The 17,906-nt window shown below is 70.4% G+C and carries 18 protein-coding genes; 2 read left to right on the top strand and 16 right to left on the bottom strand.

Annotation, left to right across the window (positions count from 1 at the left end; genetic code table 11):
- Positions 1 to 28: 28 nt before the first annotated feature.
- Genes cobA through mqo form a run of 6 tightly spaced genes read right to left on the bottom strand, consistent with a single transcriptional unit; the run spans position 29 to position 7,179 of the window.
- Positions 29 to 1,237 carry a uroporphyrinogen-III C-methyltransferase gene (gene cobA / locus A5757_RS19940; RefSeq protein ID WP_066837616.1) on the bottom strand — a complete coding sequence of 403 codons (1,209 nt, stop codon included), beginning with the start codon at positions 1,235 to 1,237 and terminating at the stop codon, positions 29 to 31.
- On the bottom strand, positions 1,234 to 2,604 hold the full coding sequence (locus A5757_RS19935; RefSeq protein WP_066837613.1) for a cobyrinate a,c-diamide synthase: 1,371 nt from the start codon (positions 2,602 to 2,604) through the stop codon (positions 1,234 to 1,236). Before A5757_RS19935 ends, cobA begins: the two co-directional genes overlap by 4 nt.
- A gap of 31 nt (positions 2,605 to 2,635) precedes the next feature.
- The gene (cobO, locus tag A5757_RS19930; RefSeq protein ID WP_066837610.1) at positions 2,636 to 3,250 is read right to left on the bottom strand and encodes a cob(I)yrinic acid a,c-diamide adenosyltransferase; all 615 of its coding nucleotides are present in this window, start codon (positions 3,248 to 3,250) and stop codon (positions 2,636 to 2,638) included.
- Between the two features lie 15 nt (positions 3,251 to 3,265).
- Positions 3,266 to 5,143 carry a magnesium chelatase subunit D family protein gene (locus A5757_RS19925; RefSeq protein WP_066837607.1) on the bottom strand — a complete coding sequence of 626 codons (1,878 nt, stop codon included), beginning with the start codon at positions 5,141 to 5,143 and terminating at the stop codon, positions 3,266 to 3,268.
- A complete protein-coding gene (locus tag A5757_RS19920; RefSeq protein ID WP_066837606.1) occupies positions 5,143 to 5,607 on the bottom strand; it encodes a GNAT family N-acetyltransferase in 465 nt (154 codons plus the stop codon). The genes A5757_RS19925 and A5757_RS19920 overlap by 1 nt, the downstream gene beginning before the upstream one ends.
- A 12-nt stretch (positions 5,608 to 5,619) precedes the next feature.
- Positions 5,620 to 7,179, bottom strand: a complete 1,560-nt coding sequence (mqo, locus tag A5757_RS19915) for a malate dehydrogenase (quinone) (RefSeq protein WP_066837604.1) — start codon at positions 7,177 to 7,179, stop codon at positions 5,620 to 5,622.
- A gap of 142 nt (positions 7,180 to 7,321) precedes the next feature.
- Between mqo and A5757_RS19910 the strand changes: the two genes are divergently transcribed.
- Positions 7,322 to 8,311: an alpha/beta hydrolase gene (locus A5757_RS19910; RefSeq protein WP_066837600.1), complete on the top strand. Its 990-nt coding sequence runs from the start codon at positions 7,322 to 7,324 to the stop codon at positions 8,309 to 8,311.
- Between the two features lie 27 nt (positions 8,312 to 8,338).
- A complete protein-coding gene (gene mtr / locus A5757_RS19905) occupies positions 8,339 to 9,751 on the top strand; it encodes a mycothione reductase (protein WP_066837597.1) in 1,413 nt (470 codons plus the stop codon).
- 12 nt (positions 9,752 to 9,763) lie between these two features.
- Here mtr and A5757_RS19900 read toward each other — a convergent pair whose 3' ends face one another.
- From A5757_RS19900 to A5757_RS19855, 10 genes are read right to left on the bottom strand one after another with little or no spacing between them, the layout of a single operon-like run.
- The gene (locus tag A5757_RS19900; protein ID WP_066837594.1) at positions 9,764 to 11,197 is read right to left on the bottom strand and encodes a S1C family serine protease; all 1,434 of its coding nucleotides are present in this window, start codon (positions 11,195 to 11,197) and stop codon (positions 9,764 to 9,766) included.
- Positions 11,198 to 11,233: 36 nt separating this feature from the next.
- Positions 11,234 to 12,004 carry an energy-coupling factor ABC transporter ATP-binding protein gene (locus A5757_RS19895; protein ID WP_066837591.1) on the bottom strand — a complete coding sequence of 257 codons (771 nt, stop codon included), beginning with the start codon at positions 12,002 to 12,004 and terminating at the stop codon, positions 11,234 to 11,236.
- Positions 12,001 to 12,774 carry a cobalt ECF transporter T component CbiQ gene (gene cbiQ / locus A5757_RS19890; RefSeq protein WP_066837588.1) on the bottom strand — a complete coding sequence of 258 codons (774 nt, stop codon included), beginning with the start codon at positions 12,772 to 12,774 and terminating at the stop codon, positions 12,001 to 12,003. Before cbiQ ends, A5757_RS19895 begins: the two co-directional genes overlap by 4 nt.
- A gap of 1 nt (position 12,775) precedes the next feature.
- Positions 12,776 to 13,117, bottom strand: coding sequence for a PDGLE domain-containing protein (locus A5757_RS19885; protein ID WP_066837585.1), 342 nt, complete (start codon positions 13,115 to 13,117; stop codon positions 12,776 to 12,778).
- Positions 13,114 to 13,812 (bottom strand): energy-coupling factor ABC transporter permease, encoded by a 699-nt coding sequence (locus A5757_RS19880; protein WP_066837582.1) that lies wholly within the window; start codon positions 13,810 to 13,812, stop codon positions 13,114 to 13,116. The genes A5757_RS19885 and A5757_RS19880 overlap by 4 nt, the downstream gene beginning before the upstream one ends.
- A 55-nt stretch (positions 13,813 to 13,867) precedes the next feature.
- Entirely contained in the window at positions 13,868 to 14,191 is a 324-nt protein-coding gene (locus A5757_RS19875) for a helix-turn-helix transcriptional regulator (protein WP_082929587.1), read from the bottom strand.
- Between the two features lie 35 nt (positions 14,192 to 14,226).
- Positions 14,227 to 14,946, bottom strand: a complete 720-nt coding sequence (locus A5757_RS19870) for a FadR/GntR family transcriptional regulator (protein ID WP_066837576.1) — start codon at positions 14,944 to 14,946, stop codon at positions 14,227 to 14,229.
- 7 nt (positions 14,947 to 14,953) lie between these two features.
- Positions 14,954 to 15,742, bottom strand: coding sequence for a 3-oxoacyl-ACP reductase (locus A5757_RS19865; protein ID WP_066837573.1), 789 nt, complete (start codon positions 15,740 to 15,742; stop codon positions 14,954 to 14,956).
- Positions 15,739 to 17,118 (bottom strand): aldehyde dehydrogenase, encoded by a 1,380-nt coding sequence (locus tag A5757_RS19860; RefSeq protein ID WP_066837570.1) that lies wholly within the window; start codon positions 17,116 to 17,118, stop codon positions 15,739 to 15,741. Before A5757_RS19860 ends, A5757_RS19865 begins: the two co-directional genes overlap by 4 nt.
- On the bottom strand, positions 17,115 to 17,837 hold the full coding sequence (locus A5757_RS19855; RefSeq protein ID WP_066837567.1) for a gamma-glutamyl-gamma-aminobutyrate hydrolase family protein: 723 nt from the start codon (positions 17,835 to 17,837) through the stop codon (positions 17,115 to 17,117). Before A5757_RS19855 ends, A5757_RS19860 begins: the two co-directional genes overlap by 4 nt.
- Positions 17,838 to 17,906 lie beyond the last annotated feature (69 nt).

The raw sequence follows: 17,906 nt of genomic DNA, 5'->3' as shown, positions 1-17,906 counted from the left end.
GTTACCTTACAGTAATCTTAGGAACCCTTTATTTGGCGAAGCCCGCCACGGGCCCGATCACGATGATCGCAGGTGGTCTGATGCCCTCGGAACGGATCTTCTCCGGGGCGTCGCCGAGGGTCGCCCGCAAACTTCGTTGCGAGCTCGTCGTGCCGTGCTGCACCACCAGAACCGGCGTATCCGCAGGCCGGCCGCCTGCGATGAGCACCTCGGCGAAAAGTTCAATCCGCTCGACGGCCATCAGCAACACGATGGTTCCGGAAAGAGCCGCGAGTGCATCCCAATTGACTAACGATTCGGGGTGCCCGGGCGCGACATGCCCGCTGACCACCACGAATTCGTGCGTGACGTGCCTGTGGGTGACCGGCACACCGGCCAGCGCCGGCACGCCGATGGCGCTGGTCACACCGGGTACGACGGTCACCGGGATACCGGCCTCGGCGCACGCCAGCACCTCCTCGTAACCGCGGGCGAACACGAACGGATCGCCGCCTTTGAGTCGCACCACGAAATTGCCCGCCGACGCGCGGTCGATGAGCAGTGCGTTGATGGCGTCCTGAGCCATGGCGCGGCCGTAGGGGATCTTGGCGGCGTCGATGACCTCGACGTGTGGCCCCAGTTCGGCGAGGAGCTCCTGGGGGGCCAGGCGGTCGGCGACGACGACGTCGGCCTGCGCGAGCAGGCGCCGGCCCCGCACGGTGATGAGCTCGGGGTCGCCCGGTCCGCCGCCGACGAGCGCCACGCCGGTCGCCGGGGCCTCGGGGTCCTCGGCGGTGATCAGCCCGCTCGCCAGCGCCTCGTGGATCGCCGAGCGGATCGCCGCGGACCGACGGTGCTCGCCGCCGGCCAGCACGCCGACCGACAGACCCTCGTGATCGAAGGTCGCCGGGGTGACCGCGGTGCCCTCCCGGGCGATGTCGGCGCGGACGCAGAAGATGTGTCGCCGTTCGGCCTCGGCGACGACGGCGGCGTTGACCGCCGGATCGTCGGTGGCGGCGATGGCATACCAGGCGCCGTCCAGGTCGCCGACCTGGAATTCGCGCAGTGTCAGGGTGATTCCCGGGTCCTGCCCGGCGAGGGCCTCCACCGCGGGGGTGGCTTCGCGGGCGATGACGTGCACGTCGGCGCCGTTGGCGAGCAGCAGCGGCAACCGGCGCTGCGCGACGCTTCCCCCACCGACGAAGACGACCTTCTTGCCCGCAAGGCGCAGGCCGACGAGGTACGCGTGATCGGTCACCCGGCGAGCTTAGAGCGTGCGGCGGTCCGGACGAAGCGGGCGACGGCCTGGGGGTGCGCCGCGGGGTGGGTGTGCAGATATCCGGCGTGCACGCCGCCGTGTACCACCCCGTCGGCGACGCCGTGCCCTGAGCGGCCCGGGTATCGCCAAGCGGTCTGGTAGTCGGCGGTGAAAGCAACCGCGGTGCGGTGGAATTCGTGACCTGTGACACGTTCGCCCGCGGTGTGCAGCGACGAGTCCGCGACGGCGACCGCGTCCCGGTAGCCCAGGGTGAGCCGTTCGGTGAAGCGCGCCGACCCCGAGAGCACCCCGCACATCGCTGCGCCGTCGAGATCGTCGACCAGGTAGGTCAGACCGGCGCATTCGGCGTGGATCGGCGCACCGGCTGCGGCCAATTCACGGATCTGTTCGCGCACAACGGTGTTGGCGGACAGGTCGGCGGTGTGCTGTTCGGGGAATCCGCCCGGGACGACGAGCGCGCCGGTCCCGGCGGGCAGCGGATCGGTCAGCGGGTCGAACTCGACGACCTCGGCGCCTGCCGCGCGCAACAGTTCGCCGTGCTCCGGGTAGCCGAACGTGAAGGCCTTGCCTGCGGCGAGCGCGACGGTCACGCCGTCACCGGCCGGCAGGGCCGGCGGCGTCCACGGCGGTGCACTGACCCCCGCTGCGGCACTGCGTACGACGGCATCCAGGTCGACGTGGCGGGCGATCAACGCGGTCATCGCGTCGACCGCCTGCCGGGCCCGTACACCGTGTTCGACCGCGGTGACCAGACCGAGATGCCGCGACGGCACGCTCAGCGCCTCGGTGCGCGGTACCGCCCCCAGCACCGGCAGCCCGGCGTGATCGCACGCCTGGCGCAGCACCTCCTCGTGGCGGGGTGAGCCGACGAGGTTGAGCACCACCCCGACGATGCGGGTCAGCGGGTCGAACGTCGAGAAACCCTGCAGCAGTGCGGCGATACTGTGGCTCTGTCCGCGGGCGTCGACCACCAGCACCACGGGTGCGCCGAGCAACGTGGCGACGTGAGCAGTCGAACCCGTTGCTGGACCGGACATCTGGTCGCCGATGCGGCCGTCGAACAGGCCCATCACGCCCTCGACGACGGCGATGTCGGCGCCCGCGGCGCCGTGGGCGTAGAGCGGTCCGATGAGATCCGCACCGACGAGCACGGGGTCCAGGTTGCGGCCCGGCCTGCCGGTGGCCAGGGCGTGGTATCCGGGGTCGATGAAGTCCGGACCCACCTTGAACGGCGCGACGGTGTGACCGGCCTGCCGCAGCGCGCCCATCAGACCTGTTGCCACCGTGGTCTTCCCACTGCCCGACGACGGGGCGGCCAGCACGATCGCCGGCGCTGCGCTCACCACTCGCGAGCCCTGTTGTCGCGGTTCGCTGCGCTCACCACTCGATTCCTCGCTGGCCCTTGCGACCCGCGTCCATCGGATGCTTCACCTTGGTCATCTCGGTGACCAGGTCGGCGGCGTCGACCAGCCGCTGCGGGGCATCGCGGCCGGTGATCACGACGTGCTGGGTGCCGGGGCGGTTGCTCAGCACCTCGACCACCTCGTCGACGTCGACCCAACCCCATTTGAGGGGATAGGTGAATTCGTCGAGCACGTAGAAGTCGTGGCGTTCCTCGGCCAGTCGCCGGGCGATCTCGGCCCACCCGTCGGCGGCGGCCTCGGCGTGGTCGACGTCGCTGCCCGGTTTGCGGGTCCACGACCACCCCGAGCCCATCTTGTGCCATTCGACGGGTCCGCCGACGCCACGTTCGTCGTGCACCCGGCCGAGCTCGCGCAGTGCGGTCTCCTCCCCGACCTTCCACTTCGCGCTCTTGACGAACTGGAACACCGCGACGTCGAAGCCCTGGTTCCAGGCGCGCAGCGCCATCCCGAACGCGGCCGTCGACTTACCCTTGCCCGGCCCGGTGTGCACCGCCAGCAACGGGGCGTTGCGCCGCGCCCGGGTGGTCAGGCCGTCGTTCGGCACGGTGAGCGGTTTGCCCTGCGGCATGGTCGGTTTCCTCCGTCAGGCGGCGCGGTGTTCGGTGCCGGTCACCACGCGGGTCAGCTCATCGGCGCGCAGCTGCGCCAGTCGCACGGCGGGGGCCCGCAGCGCGGTGGCCAGTTCCTCGGCGAGCCCGAGGCGCACCAGCGACGTCTCACAGTCCACGACCACCGCGGCGGCACCCTCGGCGACCAGTCGGGCGGCGGCCTGGCGGGTGCGGCCCAGGGGATCGGGTCCGCCGGTGGCGCGGCCGTCGGTGAGGACGACCACCAGGCAACGCCGAGCCCGGTCCCGCGCCTTCTCGCGCACCACCACGTCGCGTGCGGCCAGGAGTCCCTCGGCGATCGGCGTCTTGCCGCCGGTGTCGAAGCGGGCCAGGCGCCGGCTCGCGATGTACACCGATGAGGTCGGCGGCAGCAGCAGCGTCGCCTCCCGGCCTCGGAAGGTGATGACCGCGACCTTGTCGCGGCGCTGATAGGCGTCGCGCAGCAGGGACAGCGTGGCACCGCCGACAGCGGCCATGCGGTCGCGCGCCGCCATCGATCCCGAGGCGTCGACGACGAACACCACCAGGTTGCCCTCGCGTCCTTCGCGCACGGCGCGCCGGACGTCCTGCGGTCCCGGTCGGGGGCGACCCGAACCGCGCTGGCTACCGGCCGCCGCCAGCAGCGTGCCGAAGACGTGCAACCCGTGGCCGTCGGCGTCGGCCGTCGCCGACACCACGGTGCCGGTGCGGTTCCGCGCCCGGGACCGGCGTCCCGGCGCGCCCTCGCCGATACCGGGCACCGTCAGCGTCCGGGTGCGGAACGCCGCCGACGGCGCGGCGCTGGGACGCGGCTGTGACGACGAATCTCGTTGCCCGGACGGTGGTTTCGGTGACTCGCCGGTCGGCCCGGGCGTGCCGCCACCGGGCGGGTCCGGTTCCGGATCCGGCTCGGGGTCGCCGTCGGGGGGCGGGCCGTCCGCGGACTCGCCGGCCTCGGCCATCGCCTCGTCGAGGCGCTGCGGGTCCAGACCGGGGTCGTCGAACGGGTCGCGCCGGCGCCGGTGCGGCAGCGCGAGTTCGGCGGCCACCCGGATGTCCTCTTCGCAGACGGTGGTTTCACCGCGCCAGGCGGCGTGCGCGACCGCCGTCCGGGCCACCACCAGATCGGCCCGCATCCCGTCCACGTCGAACGCGGCGCACAGCGCCGCGATACGGCGTAACTCGTTGTCGGGCAACACGACCGAGTCGACCAGGGCGCGAGCTGTGGACACCCGGCGGGACAGGTCGGCATCGGAGTTGGTGTAGCGCTCGGCGAATCCCGCGGGATCGGCTTCGAACGCCATCCGCCGACGGATCACCTCGACGCGCACGTCGACGTCGCGCGACGCGGCGATGTCCACCGTCAATCCGAAGCGGTCGAGCAGCTGGGGACGCAGCTCACCCTCTTCGGGGTTCATGGTGCCGATCAGGATGAACTTGGCCTCGTGACTGTGCGAGATCCCGTCGCGTTCGACGTGGACCCGGCCCATCGCCGCGGCGTCGAGCAGCACGTCCACCAGATGGTCGTGCAGCAGGTTGACCTCGTCGACGTACAGCACGCCCCCGTGGGCGCGGGCCAGCAGTCCGGGCGAGAAGGCGTGTTCGCCGTCGCGCAGCACCTTCTGCAGATCCAGCGATCCGACGACGCGGTCCTCGGTGGCGCCGATGGGTAGCTCGACAAGCGCTCCCCCGCCCGAACCTCCTACGCCGCGCAGGATCTCGGCGAGTCCGCGCACCGCCGTCGATTTCGCGGTGCCCTTCTCGCCGCGGATCAGCACGCCACCGATCTCGGGCCGGACGGCGCACAGCAACAGGGCGAGCAGCAGCCGGTCGTGACCGACGATCGCGCTGAACGGATAGGTCGGGACAGCCATCAGTGCGCGCTCCCGGGGACCGGTCGCACCATCGGGACGTGCGGGATGCCGTCTTCGACGTATTCGTCTCCATCGCGGACGAATCCGTGGTTGGCGTACATCTCCTCCAGATAGGTCTGGGCGTCGATGCGGCACGGGTGGTCGCCGACATCGGCGAGTGCGGCCTGCATCAGCCGAGCGGTGTGCCCGTGTCCCCGGCCGCTGCGCTTGGTGCACACGCGACCGATGCGGAACGTCTTGTGGCCGCCGGCGTGCTCCTCCATCAGCCGCAACGTGGAGACGACCTCACCGTCAGGGCCCTCCAGCCAGAAGTGGCGGGTCTCGGCGAGCAGGTCCCGACCATCGAGTTCCGGGTAGGGGCAGGCCTGTTCGACGACGAACACCTCGACCCGCAGCTTCAGCAGTTCGTAGAGCGTCGCGGCGTCGAGGTCCTTGGCCCAGCTGCGCCGCAGCGCGACCGTCATCGGCTGTCCACGTCAGGCGGTGACCGCGGCGCGGTTGGAGTCCGATTCGGTGTGCTCGGTGTCCGGGCCGGCCAAGGGCAGCCCCTCGGCCGGGCGATCCAGCTTGAGCACCCTGGTGCCGTGCGCCCAGATCTCCTCGAAGAGCTTGGGTTCGGTGGACAGCTTCGTGCCCAGCGACGGCACGATCTCCTGGAGTTTGGGCTCCCACGCGGCGTAGCGCTCGGAGAAGCACCGCTGCATCACGTCGAGCATCGCGGGCACCGCCGTCGACGCGCCCGGGGACGCACCCAGCAGACCGGCCATGCTGCCGTCCTGCGCTGCGAGCACCGTGGTGCCGAACTCCAGCACCCCGCCCTTGCCCTTGCGCCGGATGACCTGCACCCGCTGCCCGGCGATGTCGAGTTCCCAATCGGAGTCGCGGGCGCTGGGCGCGAAATCCCGCAGGGCGTCCACCCGGTCGGGCTCGCTGAGCATGAGCTGACCGATCAGGTACTTCAGCAGACCCATCTCGGTGAGGCCGACGCCGAGCATCGAAGCGAGGTTGTTCGGCTTGACCGAGAACGGCAGATCGGTGACCTTGCCCTGCTTGAGGAATTTCGGCGACCAGCCGGCGAACGGACCGAACAGCAGCCACGACTTGCCGTTGATGACTCGGGTGTCCAAGTGCGGCACCGACATCGGGGGCGCACCGAGGGGCGGCAGACCGTACACCTTGGCCTGGTGCCTGGCGGTGAGGTCGGGGTTGCGGCTGCGCAGCCACTGTCCGCCCACCGGGAAGCCGCCGAAGCCCTTGGCCTCCTTGATCCCGGCCTTCTGCAGCAGCGGCAGCGCACCGCCGCCGGCACCGACGAAGACGAACTTCGCGTTGATCTTTCGCGTCGCCCGGGTGCGGCGGTTGACCACCTTGACCATCCAGCTGCCGTCGGACTGCTTGGACAGATCGCGGACGTCGTGCCCGAACAGCGTGGGCATACCGCGTTGGGCGCAGTACCCGATGAGCTGACGGGACAGCGACCCGAAGTCGACGTCGGTGCCGTCCTGGGTCCAGTTCAGCGCCAACGGCTCACGCAGATCGCGGCCCTCGGCCATGAACGGCAGCCGGCGGGCGAACTCGTCCGGGTCGTCGATGTACTCCATCGTGGCGAACAGCGGGTTGGTCACCAGCGCGTCGTAGCGGGCGCGCAGATAGCGGGCGTTCTTCGCCCCGGTGACGAAGCTGACGTGCGGGACGGGGTTGATGAAGCTGCGGACGTCGGGCAACACGCCGTTCTCCACCGCGTAGCTCCAGAACTGCCGCGAGACCTGGAACTGCTCGTTGACGTTGACGGCCTTGCTGATGTCGACGACGCCGTCGGACGTCTGCGGGGTGTAGTTCAGTTCGCAGAGCGCGGAGTGGCCGGTGCCCGCGTTGTTCCACGCGTCGCTGCTCTCGGCGGCCGCGCCGTCCAGTCGCTCGATCAGCGTGATGGACCAGTTCGGCTCCAGAAGCTTGAGCAGGACCCCCAGCGTGGCGCTCATGATGCCGGCACCCACCAGCACGACGTCGGTCTTGGCTACCTCTTCATCAGGCACGTCATCGATCCTTACAGTCGCGAATCCGGCGGTTCACCAGGTCTCAGGTTATCCCGAGGCCGGGGCCGCCAACCGTGCGGTCACTGTGCATCTGCTCACCGCGCGCAGCCGCGCCCGGCCGAGGCCGCCTAGTGTGGCTCAGGTGAGCGCCTGGGTGCCCGACGAGCTGCCCGACTACCTTCAGCAGACCTTCGCGCTCGGCGACGATCCCGACGGTGAGGGCGAGCTGTTCGCCACCCTGGTGCGGCGCGGCCCGGTGCAGTCCGCGGCCCGCCGCGCGGTGTTGCTGGTGCACGGGTTCACCGACTATTTCTTCCACACCGACCTGGCCGACCACCTCGCCGCCCGCGGATTCGCCTTCTATGCCCTGGACCTGCACAAATGCGGGCGGTCGCGCCGGGAGGGCCAGACGCCGCACTTCACCACCGACCTGGCGCGCTACGACACCGAGTTGGAGCGGGCGCTGGAGGTGATCGCCGCCGAGACCGGCGGGGCCGAGGTGCTCGTCGTCGGCCACTCGGCGGGCGGGTTGATCGTGTCGCTGTGGCTGGACCGCGTCGCCCGCCGGGGCGACACGGGGCGGCTGCACCTGGGTGGTCTGGTGCTCAACAGTCCGTGGCTCGATCTGCAGGGTCCGGCGATCCTGCGGAGTGGGGGCACTTCGGCCGCCCTGGGTGCGCTGTCGCGCGTCCGCAAGCACCGGGTGGTGCGGGCCCCGCGCCCGGGTGTCGGTTACGGCGCCTCGCTGCACCGCGACTACGCCGGCGAATTCGACTACAACCTGCAGTGGAAGCCGGTGGGGGGCTTCCCGGTCACCGTCGGCTGGCTGCACGCGATCCGACGCGGCCACCATCGGCTGCACCGCGGGCTGGACGTCGGTGTGCCCAACCTGATCCTGCGGTCGGACCACAGCGTGCGGGAGGCCGGCGATCCGGAGTCGATCCAGCGCGGTGACGCGGTCCTCGACGTCCGGCAGATCGCGCGCTGGGCCGGGTGTATCGGCAACCGCTCCACCGTGGTGCCGATCCCCGACGCCAAACACGACGTCTTCCTGTCGCTGGCCGAACCGCGGGATGCGGCCTACCGTGAGCTGGATCGCTGGCTGGACTGGTATGCGGGCAACGTGGGATGAACTAGTGCGAGAGGGGGGATGAGACAAATGGCGCACTTCGACATCGCGATCATCGGAACCGGTTCGGGGAACACGATCCTCGACGACCGCTACATCGACAAGAAGGTGGCGATCTGCGAGAAGGGGATGTTCGGTGGCACCTGCCTGAACGTCGGCTGCATCCCCACGAAGATGTTCGTCTACGCGGCCGGAGTCGCCCAGAACGTCCGCGACGCACCGCAATACGGAATCGACGCGCACGTCGACGACGTCCGCTGGAGCGACATCGTCTCGCGTGTCTTCGGCCGGATCGATCCGCTGGCCACCGGCGGCGAGCACTACCGCCGATCCTCCCCCAACGTCGAGGTCTTCGCCGCCCACACCCGGTTCGCCGGCACGCTGCCCGACGGCGGCTACCGGCTGCGCACCGACGACGGCGACGAGTTCACCGCCGACCAGGTGGTCATCGCCGCGGGGTCCCGCGCCACGGTGCCGCCGGCGATCGGCGACTGCGGGGTGACGTATCACACCAGTGACACGATCATGCGGATCGCGGAGCTGCCCGAGCACATCATCATCGTCGGCGGCGGTTATGTCGCAGCGGAGTTCGCGCACATCTTCTCCTCGCTGGGGTCGCGCGTCACGATCGTCATCCGCGGCACCACGCTGCTCGCCCACGCCGACGACACGATCTGCGAGCGGTTCACCGACATCGCCGGCAAGAAGTGGGAGATCCGCAGCCGCCGCAACATCGTCGGCGGCACCAGCGACGACTCCGGTGTCACGTTGGAACTCGACGACGGATCGTCGCTGCGCGGTGACGTGCTGCTGGTGGCCACCGGCCGGGTGCCCAACGGTGATCAGCTCGACGCGCACCTGGCCGGGGTGGCCGTCGAGCGGGGTCGGGTCACCGTGGACGAATACCAGCGCACCACCGCGCGCAACGTGTTCGCCCTCGGCGACGTCTGCTCACCTCACCAGCTCAAGCACGTCGCCAATCACGAAGCGCGCGTTGTGAAGAACAATCTGCTCGTCGACTGGGACGACACGGAGGCGATGGCGGAGGCCAACCATCGCCACGTACCGTCGGCGGTGTTCACCGAACCGCAGATCGCATCGGTGGGGATGACCGAGAACGCGGCCCGTGCCGCCGGTCACCGCATCCGCAGCAAGGTGCAGGACTACAGCGACGTCGCTTACGGGTGGGCGATGGAGGACACGTCGGGATTCGCGAAACTCATCGTCGACGACGAGACCGGGCTGTTGCTGGGTGCACACATCATGGGCCATCAGGCGTCGTCGATCATCCAGCCGCTCATCACGGCGATGGCGTTCGATCTGCCCGCCCAGGACATGGCGCGCGGACAGTACTGGATCCATCCGGCGCTGCCCGAGGTGATCGAGAACGCGCTGCTGGATCTGTGCGGTGAACCGCCCTGGCCGCCGGCCCGCCGGCACTGAGCCGCGTCCGCGCTACGTCGAGGGTTCCCCCGCCTGCGGGTTGACCGTCAGGGTGAGCCGCTCGCCCCCGCGCAGCACCTCCACCGGGGCGTCCTGCCCGATCGGGAGCTGACGCACCGCGACGATGAACCCGTCGAGGTCGCCGACGTCCCGGTCGCCGATCCGGATCACCACGTCGTCCTTCTGCAGACCCGCACGGTCGGCCGGGCTGCCCTGTTTGACGTCGGTGACACGGGCGCCCTCGGCGGCCGACTCGCTGACCGATTCGGCCGACAGCCCGAGGGTCGGGTGGGCGATGACGCCGTCGCGCATCAGCGTCTCGACGACGTGACGCACCTCGTTGACCGGGATGGCGAAGCCAAGGCCGCTGGCACTGTCCGACAGCGATCTGCCCGCCGCGTTGATCCCGATGACCTCGGCGTTCATGTTGATCAGCGGACCGCCGGAGTTGCCGTGGTTGATCGCCGCGTCGGTCTGCACGGCGGCGATGACGGTGTCGCCGCCGGAGTCGTCGCCGGACAGCCGCACCGCGCGGTCGAGTGCGCTGATGATGCCCTGCGTGTCGGTGCTGCGCAGACCCAGTGGCGCACCGGCGGCGATGACCTCCTGGCCGACCCGCAGCTTGTCGGAGTCGCCCAGGCGCGCGACGGTCAGGTTGTCGACGTTGTTGACCTTGAGCACCGCGAGGTCGGTGGTGGGATCGCGGCCGACGATGTGGGCCGGGACGGTCTTACCGTCGTTGAACACCACGGCCAGCTTCCACTTGTCGAGCGCCATCGCGGCTTCTTCGACGACATGGTTGTTCGTGACGACGTAGCCGCGGCCGTCGACGACGACGCCGGAGCCCTGCGAACCCGCCGAATCGCTCATCGCCTCGATCGTCACCACCGAATCGGCGACCGCGTCGGCGACCCGGGAGAACCGTCCCTCGGAGAGTTCGTCGGAATCGGTGGTCGACAGACTGACCTTGGGGGTCGCGAACGCCTCCAGGACCGACGCGGACTTGCTGCCCACCCAACCGCCGAGCAGCCCGACGGTCAGGGCGATGACCGCCAACACCACCAGCGCCGGTTTGGAGACCCTGCCGCCGAACAGCAGATCGCGCACGCCGAGCTTCTCGGCGGGCACCGTGGGTGCGGCGACGGCGGTCTCGGTGGGTGCGGCGGCCGGTTCGGTGGGCGGTCCGGCGGCCGGTGGCGGCGCCAGGATCGAGTCGTCGTCGGTGTTGACATCGGTGTCGTCGTCGGGCCGGGCGAAGACGTCGGCCAGCACGGCGTCGGGCGGCTGATTGGTGGGTTCGTAACGACCGGCTTCCCGACCTGCTCCGGCGCGACGCTCAGGACTGGCGAACGCCCCGGTCACCCCGTCGGGACGGCCGAAGGTGCGCTGGGTCGCCGGGTCGGGCGCCGGACGGGAGCCGGGACGCCGCGGGTCCTCATCGGTCACGCATGATCACTTTCCTCGGCGAACGGTGCATTCAGCCTACCTACGGTGCGGTGGCGTCCCGGGTCGTCCTCGGTCGGGGACGGTGAATCCCCACGGCAGTTCCAGTCGGTGCGCGGCCAGCAGCGGTGCGTCGGACAGGACGGCGGCGACGGGCCCGTCGGCGACGATGGTCCCGGCGTCCATCACGACGGCGCGCTCGCACAGCTGTGCGGCATAGGGCAGGTCGTGCGTGACGATCAGCAGGGTCGCCGACAACCGGAGCAGCGTCTCGGCGAGTTCCCGGCGGGCCAGCGGGTCGAGGTTCGCCGACGGTTCGTCGAGGACCAGGATGTCCGGCTCGCAGGCCAGCACGGACGCCAGAGCCGCGCGGCGCCGCTGTCCTGCCGACAGGTGGGTGGGGCTGCGGTCGGCGTCGTCGAGCAGGTCGACGGTGTGCAGCGCCGTGCGCACCCGGGTCGCCAATTCGTCGCCGCGCAGGCCGAAATTCGCCGGACCGAACGCGACGTCCTGCGCGACGGTCGGCATGAACAGCTGATCGTCGGGGTCCTGGAACACCAGGCCGACGCGGCGGCGGATGTCGCCGACGGTCTTCCGCGCCACCGGGGTGCCCCCGATCGCGACCGTGCCCGAGCTGGCGGTCAGCACCCCGTTGAGGTGCAGCATCAGGGTCGTCTTCCCGGCGCCGTTGGGGCCCAGGACCGCAACGCGTTCGCCGGGGTGCACGGTGAGGTCGACGCCGTCGAGCGCGACGCGACCGTCGGGGTAGACGTGCCGCAGCTGCTCGACGCGCACCGCGGGCGGGGTCATCCTGTCGTCCAGGCCAGCGCGGTGACCGTGATGGCGGCGGCGGCCGGGCTCAGCGCGGCCGCCCACTGCGGGCCACGGGCCGGTGGCGGCGCGCCGACCGAGGCGAGATCGGGGGCGTGGCCGTCGAATCCGCGGGACAGCATCGCGACGTACACCCGTTCGCCGCGTTCGTAGGAGCGGAGAAACAGCGTCCCGATCCCCTTGGCGATCGCGCCGGCCTGGTGCAGCGCGCGGGGTGAGTCGCCGCGGGAGATGCGGGCCATGCGCATTCGGCCCGCTTCGGCGGCCAGCAGATCGACGTAGCGGATCATCAGCACCAGCACCGAGGTGACCACGGCGGGCGCTCCGAGCCGGCTCAGGGCGGCGGGCAGCTGGGCCGCCGACGTGGTTGCGGCGACGGCCAGCGCGGCCGCCACGCCGAGGGTGCCCTTTGCGACGATCCCCCAGGCGGCGTAGAGACCGGCGACCGACAGCGAAAGGCCCGCGACCTCGACGCGTTCACCGCCGCCGGAGAACGGCAGCAGCAGTGCCAGCACCACGAACGGCGCCTCGATCAGCATCCTCGGGAGCACCCAGCGCAGCGGGATGCGCGCCAGTCGCCAGACGACCAGCACGATGACCGCGTATCCGGCGTAGGGCCATAGGGTTTCGCGCGGGGTGGCGACCACGGCGAGCACGAATGCCAGCAGGCCGACGATCTTCACCTCGGCCGGCAGTCGGTGCACCGCGGAGTCTGCGTGGTGGTAGAGCGGATGCGCCCCGGCCCCCATGTCAGGTGCGGCCGCGGCGGGCCCGCGATATCAGCCAGAAGAGCGCGCCGGCGATCGCGACGGTGACGGCGACGCCGATCACCCCGGCCACTCCACCGGTCGCCTCGTGACCGCCGATGGCGTAGTCGGCCAGCGGGGAGTCGGCCAGCGCGTGCTCGGTGGCGTGCTGTGCGATGCAGTCCCCGGTCAGGTCCTCCCCGTCGGCGGTCTCGACCACAGTGCAGCCCCGCAGCGTGGTGGCGTCCAGACCGTCCGGGCTGGCGCTGGCAAACGACGACAGGCCACCGGCGATGAGCAGCGTGAGCACCGCGAACGCCACCCAGAACCAGCGTCGGCCGGTCATACCGCCACCTCCCGGCGCGACGCGCGCAGCAGGTACACCAGATCCGGTCTGGCGCGGGCCACCGCCATCACCGTCACGGCGGTGATCAGTCCCTCCCCCACGCCGATGAGGACGTGGGTGCCGAACATGAAGCCGGCGACGGCGCCGAGCGAGACCCCGCCCGCACCCCCGATGGCATATTCGAGCACGAATCCCATTGCCGCACAGACCGTTCCGACTAGGGCGGCAACGAAAGCCACCACGCCGAGGGTGGGCACCGAGACGTCGGATCTGCGGCGGGCGACGGTGTACAGCACGACCGCGGTGCCGTATCCCGCGGCGACGCCGATCACGCTCATGTTGACGATATTGGTGCCGAGTGCGCTCACCCCGCCGTCGGCGAACAGCAGCGCCTGCACGACGAGCACGATCGCCAGGCACAGCGCTCCGGTGAAGGGGCCGACCAGGATCGCGGCCAGCGCGCCGCCCAGCAGGTGTCCGCTGACCCCGGGCAGGATCGGGAAGTTCACCATCTGCACGGCGAAGACGAACGCCGCCACCAGACCGGCCAGCGGTACTGCTCGCTCGTCGAGTTCTGCGCGCGCCCGCGCCACGCTGAACGCGATCGCGCCGAGGGCGATCACCCCGAACAGCAGCGACACCGGGGCGTTGATGATGCCGTCGCTCATGTGCATCGCGACGTGACTGACAGCCATCCGCCGAGCGTAGGACCGGTGCTGTCATCTGTCCACGTGAACAGATGACCCGGTGTCAGCCGTGCCGCGCGCCGATCCAGTGCAGCAGATCGTGCACGGTGTCGTCCTCGAGCCGATAGCTGACGAGCCGACCGGTCCGGGTCGACGTCACCCAGCCCTGCCGGCGCAGCACCCGCAGCGCCTGCGACACCGCGTTCTCCGACCGGTCGAGCGCCGCGGCAAGGTCACCGACGCAGATGCCGGGCGCGCGGTGCAGCACCAGTAGGATCTCTAGACGGTGCTGATCGGAGAGCAGGTCAAACCGCTGCGCCCAGCCCCCGGTATCGACGTCGGACAGCGCGGACGTCGCGCGTCGCAGGTCGATCCCCGGTTCGGTCACGACCTCCAATGTAGTGGCCGGTCGGCCTGGTTCGGCTAGTCCAGGAAGCCGTGCAGCAGGGCGCTGGATCCGGCGACGTGGTCGCGCATCGACGATTCGGCCGCTTCCGCGTCGCCGGCGAGGATCGCGGCCACGATCGCCTCGTGCTGTTCGTCGGAGTGGATGATGTTGCGCCGCAGCAGCGGAATACGTTCGAGCATGGTGTTGAGTCGCATGCGGTTCTCCGCCACCAGCGGTACCAGCGACGGCACGCCCGCAGCCTCCGCGATCGCCAGGTGCAGACGCGAGTCGAGCCGTCGGTAGTCGTCGGGCGCCGCGGTCCGCACGTCCTCGAGACGCGTCCGCAGCTCCTCGCGCTGCGCCCCGGTCAGGGTGCGCAGCGCCGCCGCCCTGGCCGCGCCGGCCTCCAGGATCGCGCGCAGACGCAGGACGTCGTCGATCTCATCGGCGGTGAGCCCCGCGCCGTCGCCGGTGCGCCGCGGGAACTCCTCGGCGAGGAACGTGCCGCCGTACCGCCCACGGCGCGAGACCAGATAACCGGCCTCGGCCAGCGATTTGATGGCCTCGCGGACGGTGTCACGGCTGACGCCGAGGCGCGCGGCGAGTTCCCGTTCCGGCGGTAACGACTCCCCCGGGGCCAACACCCCGAGCCGGATCGTCGCCAGCAGCCGGCCCACGGTGTCCTCGAACGCGTTGCCGTGCCGGACCGGCCGCAGCAGAGCCTGGCCTGCGGGCTGGTCCGGACCGGCGGTCATGACAGGCCTACAGCGGCGTCACGTAGGCCGAGCTGATGCCACCGTCGACCAGGAACGACGAACCGGTGATGAACGACGAGTCGTCGCTGGCCAGGAACGCCACCGCGGCCGCGAGCTCCTCCGGTTCGGCGAACCGACCGAGCGGGACGTGCACGAGCCGGCGAGCGGCGCGTTCCGGGTCCTTGGCGAACAACTCCTGCAGCAACGGGGTGTTCACCGGTCCGGGGCACAGCGCGTTGACCCGAATGCCCTGGCGGGCGTACTGCACCCCGAGTTCGCGTGACATCGCCAGCACGCCGCCCTTGGAGGCGGTGTAGGAGATCTGCGAGGTCGCCGATCCCATGACCGCGACGAACGACGCGGTGTTGATGATCGCGCCCTTCTGTTGCGGAACCATGTGGCGCAGTGCGGCCTTGCAGCACAGGAACACCGACTTGAGGTTGATGTCCTGGACCCGCTGCCACGCGTCGATGCCGGTGTTCTCGATCAGATCGTCATCGGGCGGGCTGATGCCGGCGTTGTTGAACGCGATGTCCACCGAACCGTAGGTCTCGGCGGCGGTGTCGAACAGCGCGTCGACGGCGACCGGATCGGCGACGTCGACCGGGACGAACGTGCCGTTGAGGTCGTCGGCCACGGTCTTACCGGTGGCCGGGTCGATGTCGCCGATGACGATCGTGGCGCCCTCGGCCTTCATCCGTTTGGCGGTGGCCAGCCCGATCCCACTGGCGCCGCCGGTGATCACGGCGACCTTGCCCGCGAGGCGCTGGGTCAGGTCAACCCGGGAGGGGGTCATGCATTGTCTCCGATCGCGTCTGGAACTGAGATGAAGACGTTCTTCGTCTCCGTGAAGGACAGGGGGGCGTCGGGTCCGAGCTCGCGGCCTAGACCGGACTGCTTGAAGCCGCCGAACGGGGTGCTGTAGCGCACCGAGGAATGCGAATTCACCGAGAGGTTCCCGGCTTCCACGGCGCGCGACACCCGCAGCGCACGCGACACGTTCTCGGTCCAGATCGAACCGGACAGACCGTAGGGGGTGTCGTTGGCGATCGCGATGGCGTCGGCTTCGTCGTCGAACGGCAGCACCGTCACCACGGGTCCGAAGATCTCCTCGGTCACGGAGCGGTCGGTGCGAGACGGGGTGAGCACCGTCGGGGCGAACCAGTAGCCGGGGCCCGACGGTGCGGTGCCGCGGAACGCCACCGGGGCGTCGTCGGGCACGAACGAGGCAACCGACTGCCGGTGCTTCTCGGACACCAGGGGGCCCATCTCGGTGTCGCGTGCGGCGGGGTCACCGACGACCACACCCTTGACGGCCGGCTCGAGCATTTCCATGAAGCGGTCGTAGATGTTGCGCTGCACGAGGATTCGGCTGCGGGCGCAGCAATCCTGACCCGCGTTGTCGAATACGCCGTACGGTGCGGTCGCCGCGGCGCGCTCGAGATCGCAGTCGTCGAAGATGATGTTGGCGCTCTTGCCGCCAAGTTCGAGGGTGACCCGCTTGACCTGGGCTGCGGCGCCGGCCATGACGTGCTTGCCGACCTCGGTCGAACCGGTGAACACGATCTTGCGGACATCCGGGTGGGTGACGAAGCGGTCACCGACCACCGAGCCGCGGCCGGGAAGCACCTGGAACAACCCCTCGGGCAGCCCGGATTCCAGCGCCAGCTCACCGAGGCGGATCGTCGTCAGCGGCGTCCACTCGGCCGGTTTGAGCACCACGGCGTTACCCGCCGCGAGCGCCGGCGCGAATCCCCACGCCGCGATGGTCATCGGAAAGTTCCACGGGGTGATCACCCCGACCACACCGAGCGGCTCGTGGAACGTCACGTCGAGACCGCCGGCCACCGGGATCTGGCTGCCGGTCAGCCGTTCCGGGCTGGCCGAGTAGTACTGCAGCACATCGCGGACGTGGCCGGCCTCCCATTCGGCGTTGCCGATCGGGTGCCCGGAGTTCGCGACCTCCAGCGCGGCGAGCTCGTCGACGTGGGCGTCGACCGCGGCGGCGAAATCGCGCAGTGCCGCAGCGCGTTCGGCGGGCGCCCGCCGGGCCCACGCCCGCTGCGCCGACAGTGCGCGCGCGACGGCGTCGTCGACCCCGTCGACGTCGACGAGGTCGACCGTGCGCAGCACCTCCTCAGTCGCCGGGTTGATCACATCGCTGGTGGTCAAGCACGTACCCTTTCCATCGCGTATTGCCCTGCTGCATGGACGATTCCGGCGAACAGCCGGAGATCGTCGAGCCGCTCCTCGGGGTGCCACTGCACGCCCAGGACCCAACTGCCGGGGTGGTCCCGCTGATCGAACTCGACGGCCTCGATCACACCGTCGCCGTCGCGCGCGGTGACGACGAGTCCGTCGCCGAGGCGATCGATTGCCTGGTGGTGGTAGCACTGGGCGTCGGACTCCTGGCCGATCAGCGACGCCAGCAGGCTGCCGGGTTCGGTGCGCACCGACGACGTCCCGAACACGGCGTTACCCCGCTGATGGTGGGTGTGGCCGATGACGTCGGGCAGGTGCTGGTGCAGGGTGCCGCCCAGGGCCACGTTGAGAACCTGTGCGCCACGGCAGATCCCGAGCACCGGCAGCCGGCGGCGCAGCGCCTCCTCGAGCAGGGCGAACTCCCACGCGTCGCGCACCCGGTCGGGCTCGTCGGTGGTCGGGTGCGGCTGCTGGCCGTAGCGGCACGGGTCGACGTCCTTGCCGCCGGTGAGGATCAACCCGTCGAGGCCGTCCAGAATCCGGGTGGCCTCGCTGGTCTCGACGGGTTGCGGCGGCAGCAGTACCGCCACGCCGCCGGCGAGGTTGACGCCCTGGAAGTAGATCGCCGGCAAGAAGCTGGCGTGGACATCCCACACCCCCGTCTGCGCCTGTTGGAGGTAGGTCGTCATGCCCAGGACAGGGCGCACCGCCGGGGTCGGATCACCCTGGGGGCAGGAGCGAAGCGACCCGGGGGTCGG

The organism is Mycobacterium sp. 852013-51886_SCH5428379 (genome assembly GCF_001665575.1).
Lineage (GTDB): Bacteria > Actinomycetota > Actinomycetes > Mycobacteriales > Mycobacteriaceae > Mycobacterium.
This window is presented reverse-complemented; position numbering and strand designations above follow the sequence as displayed.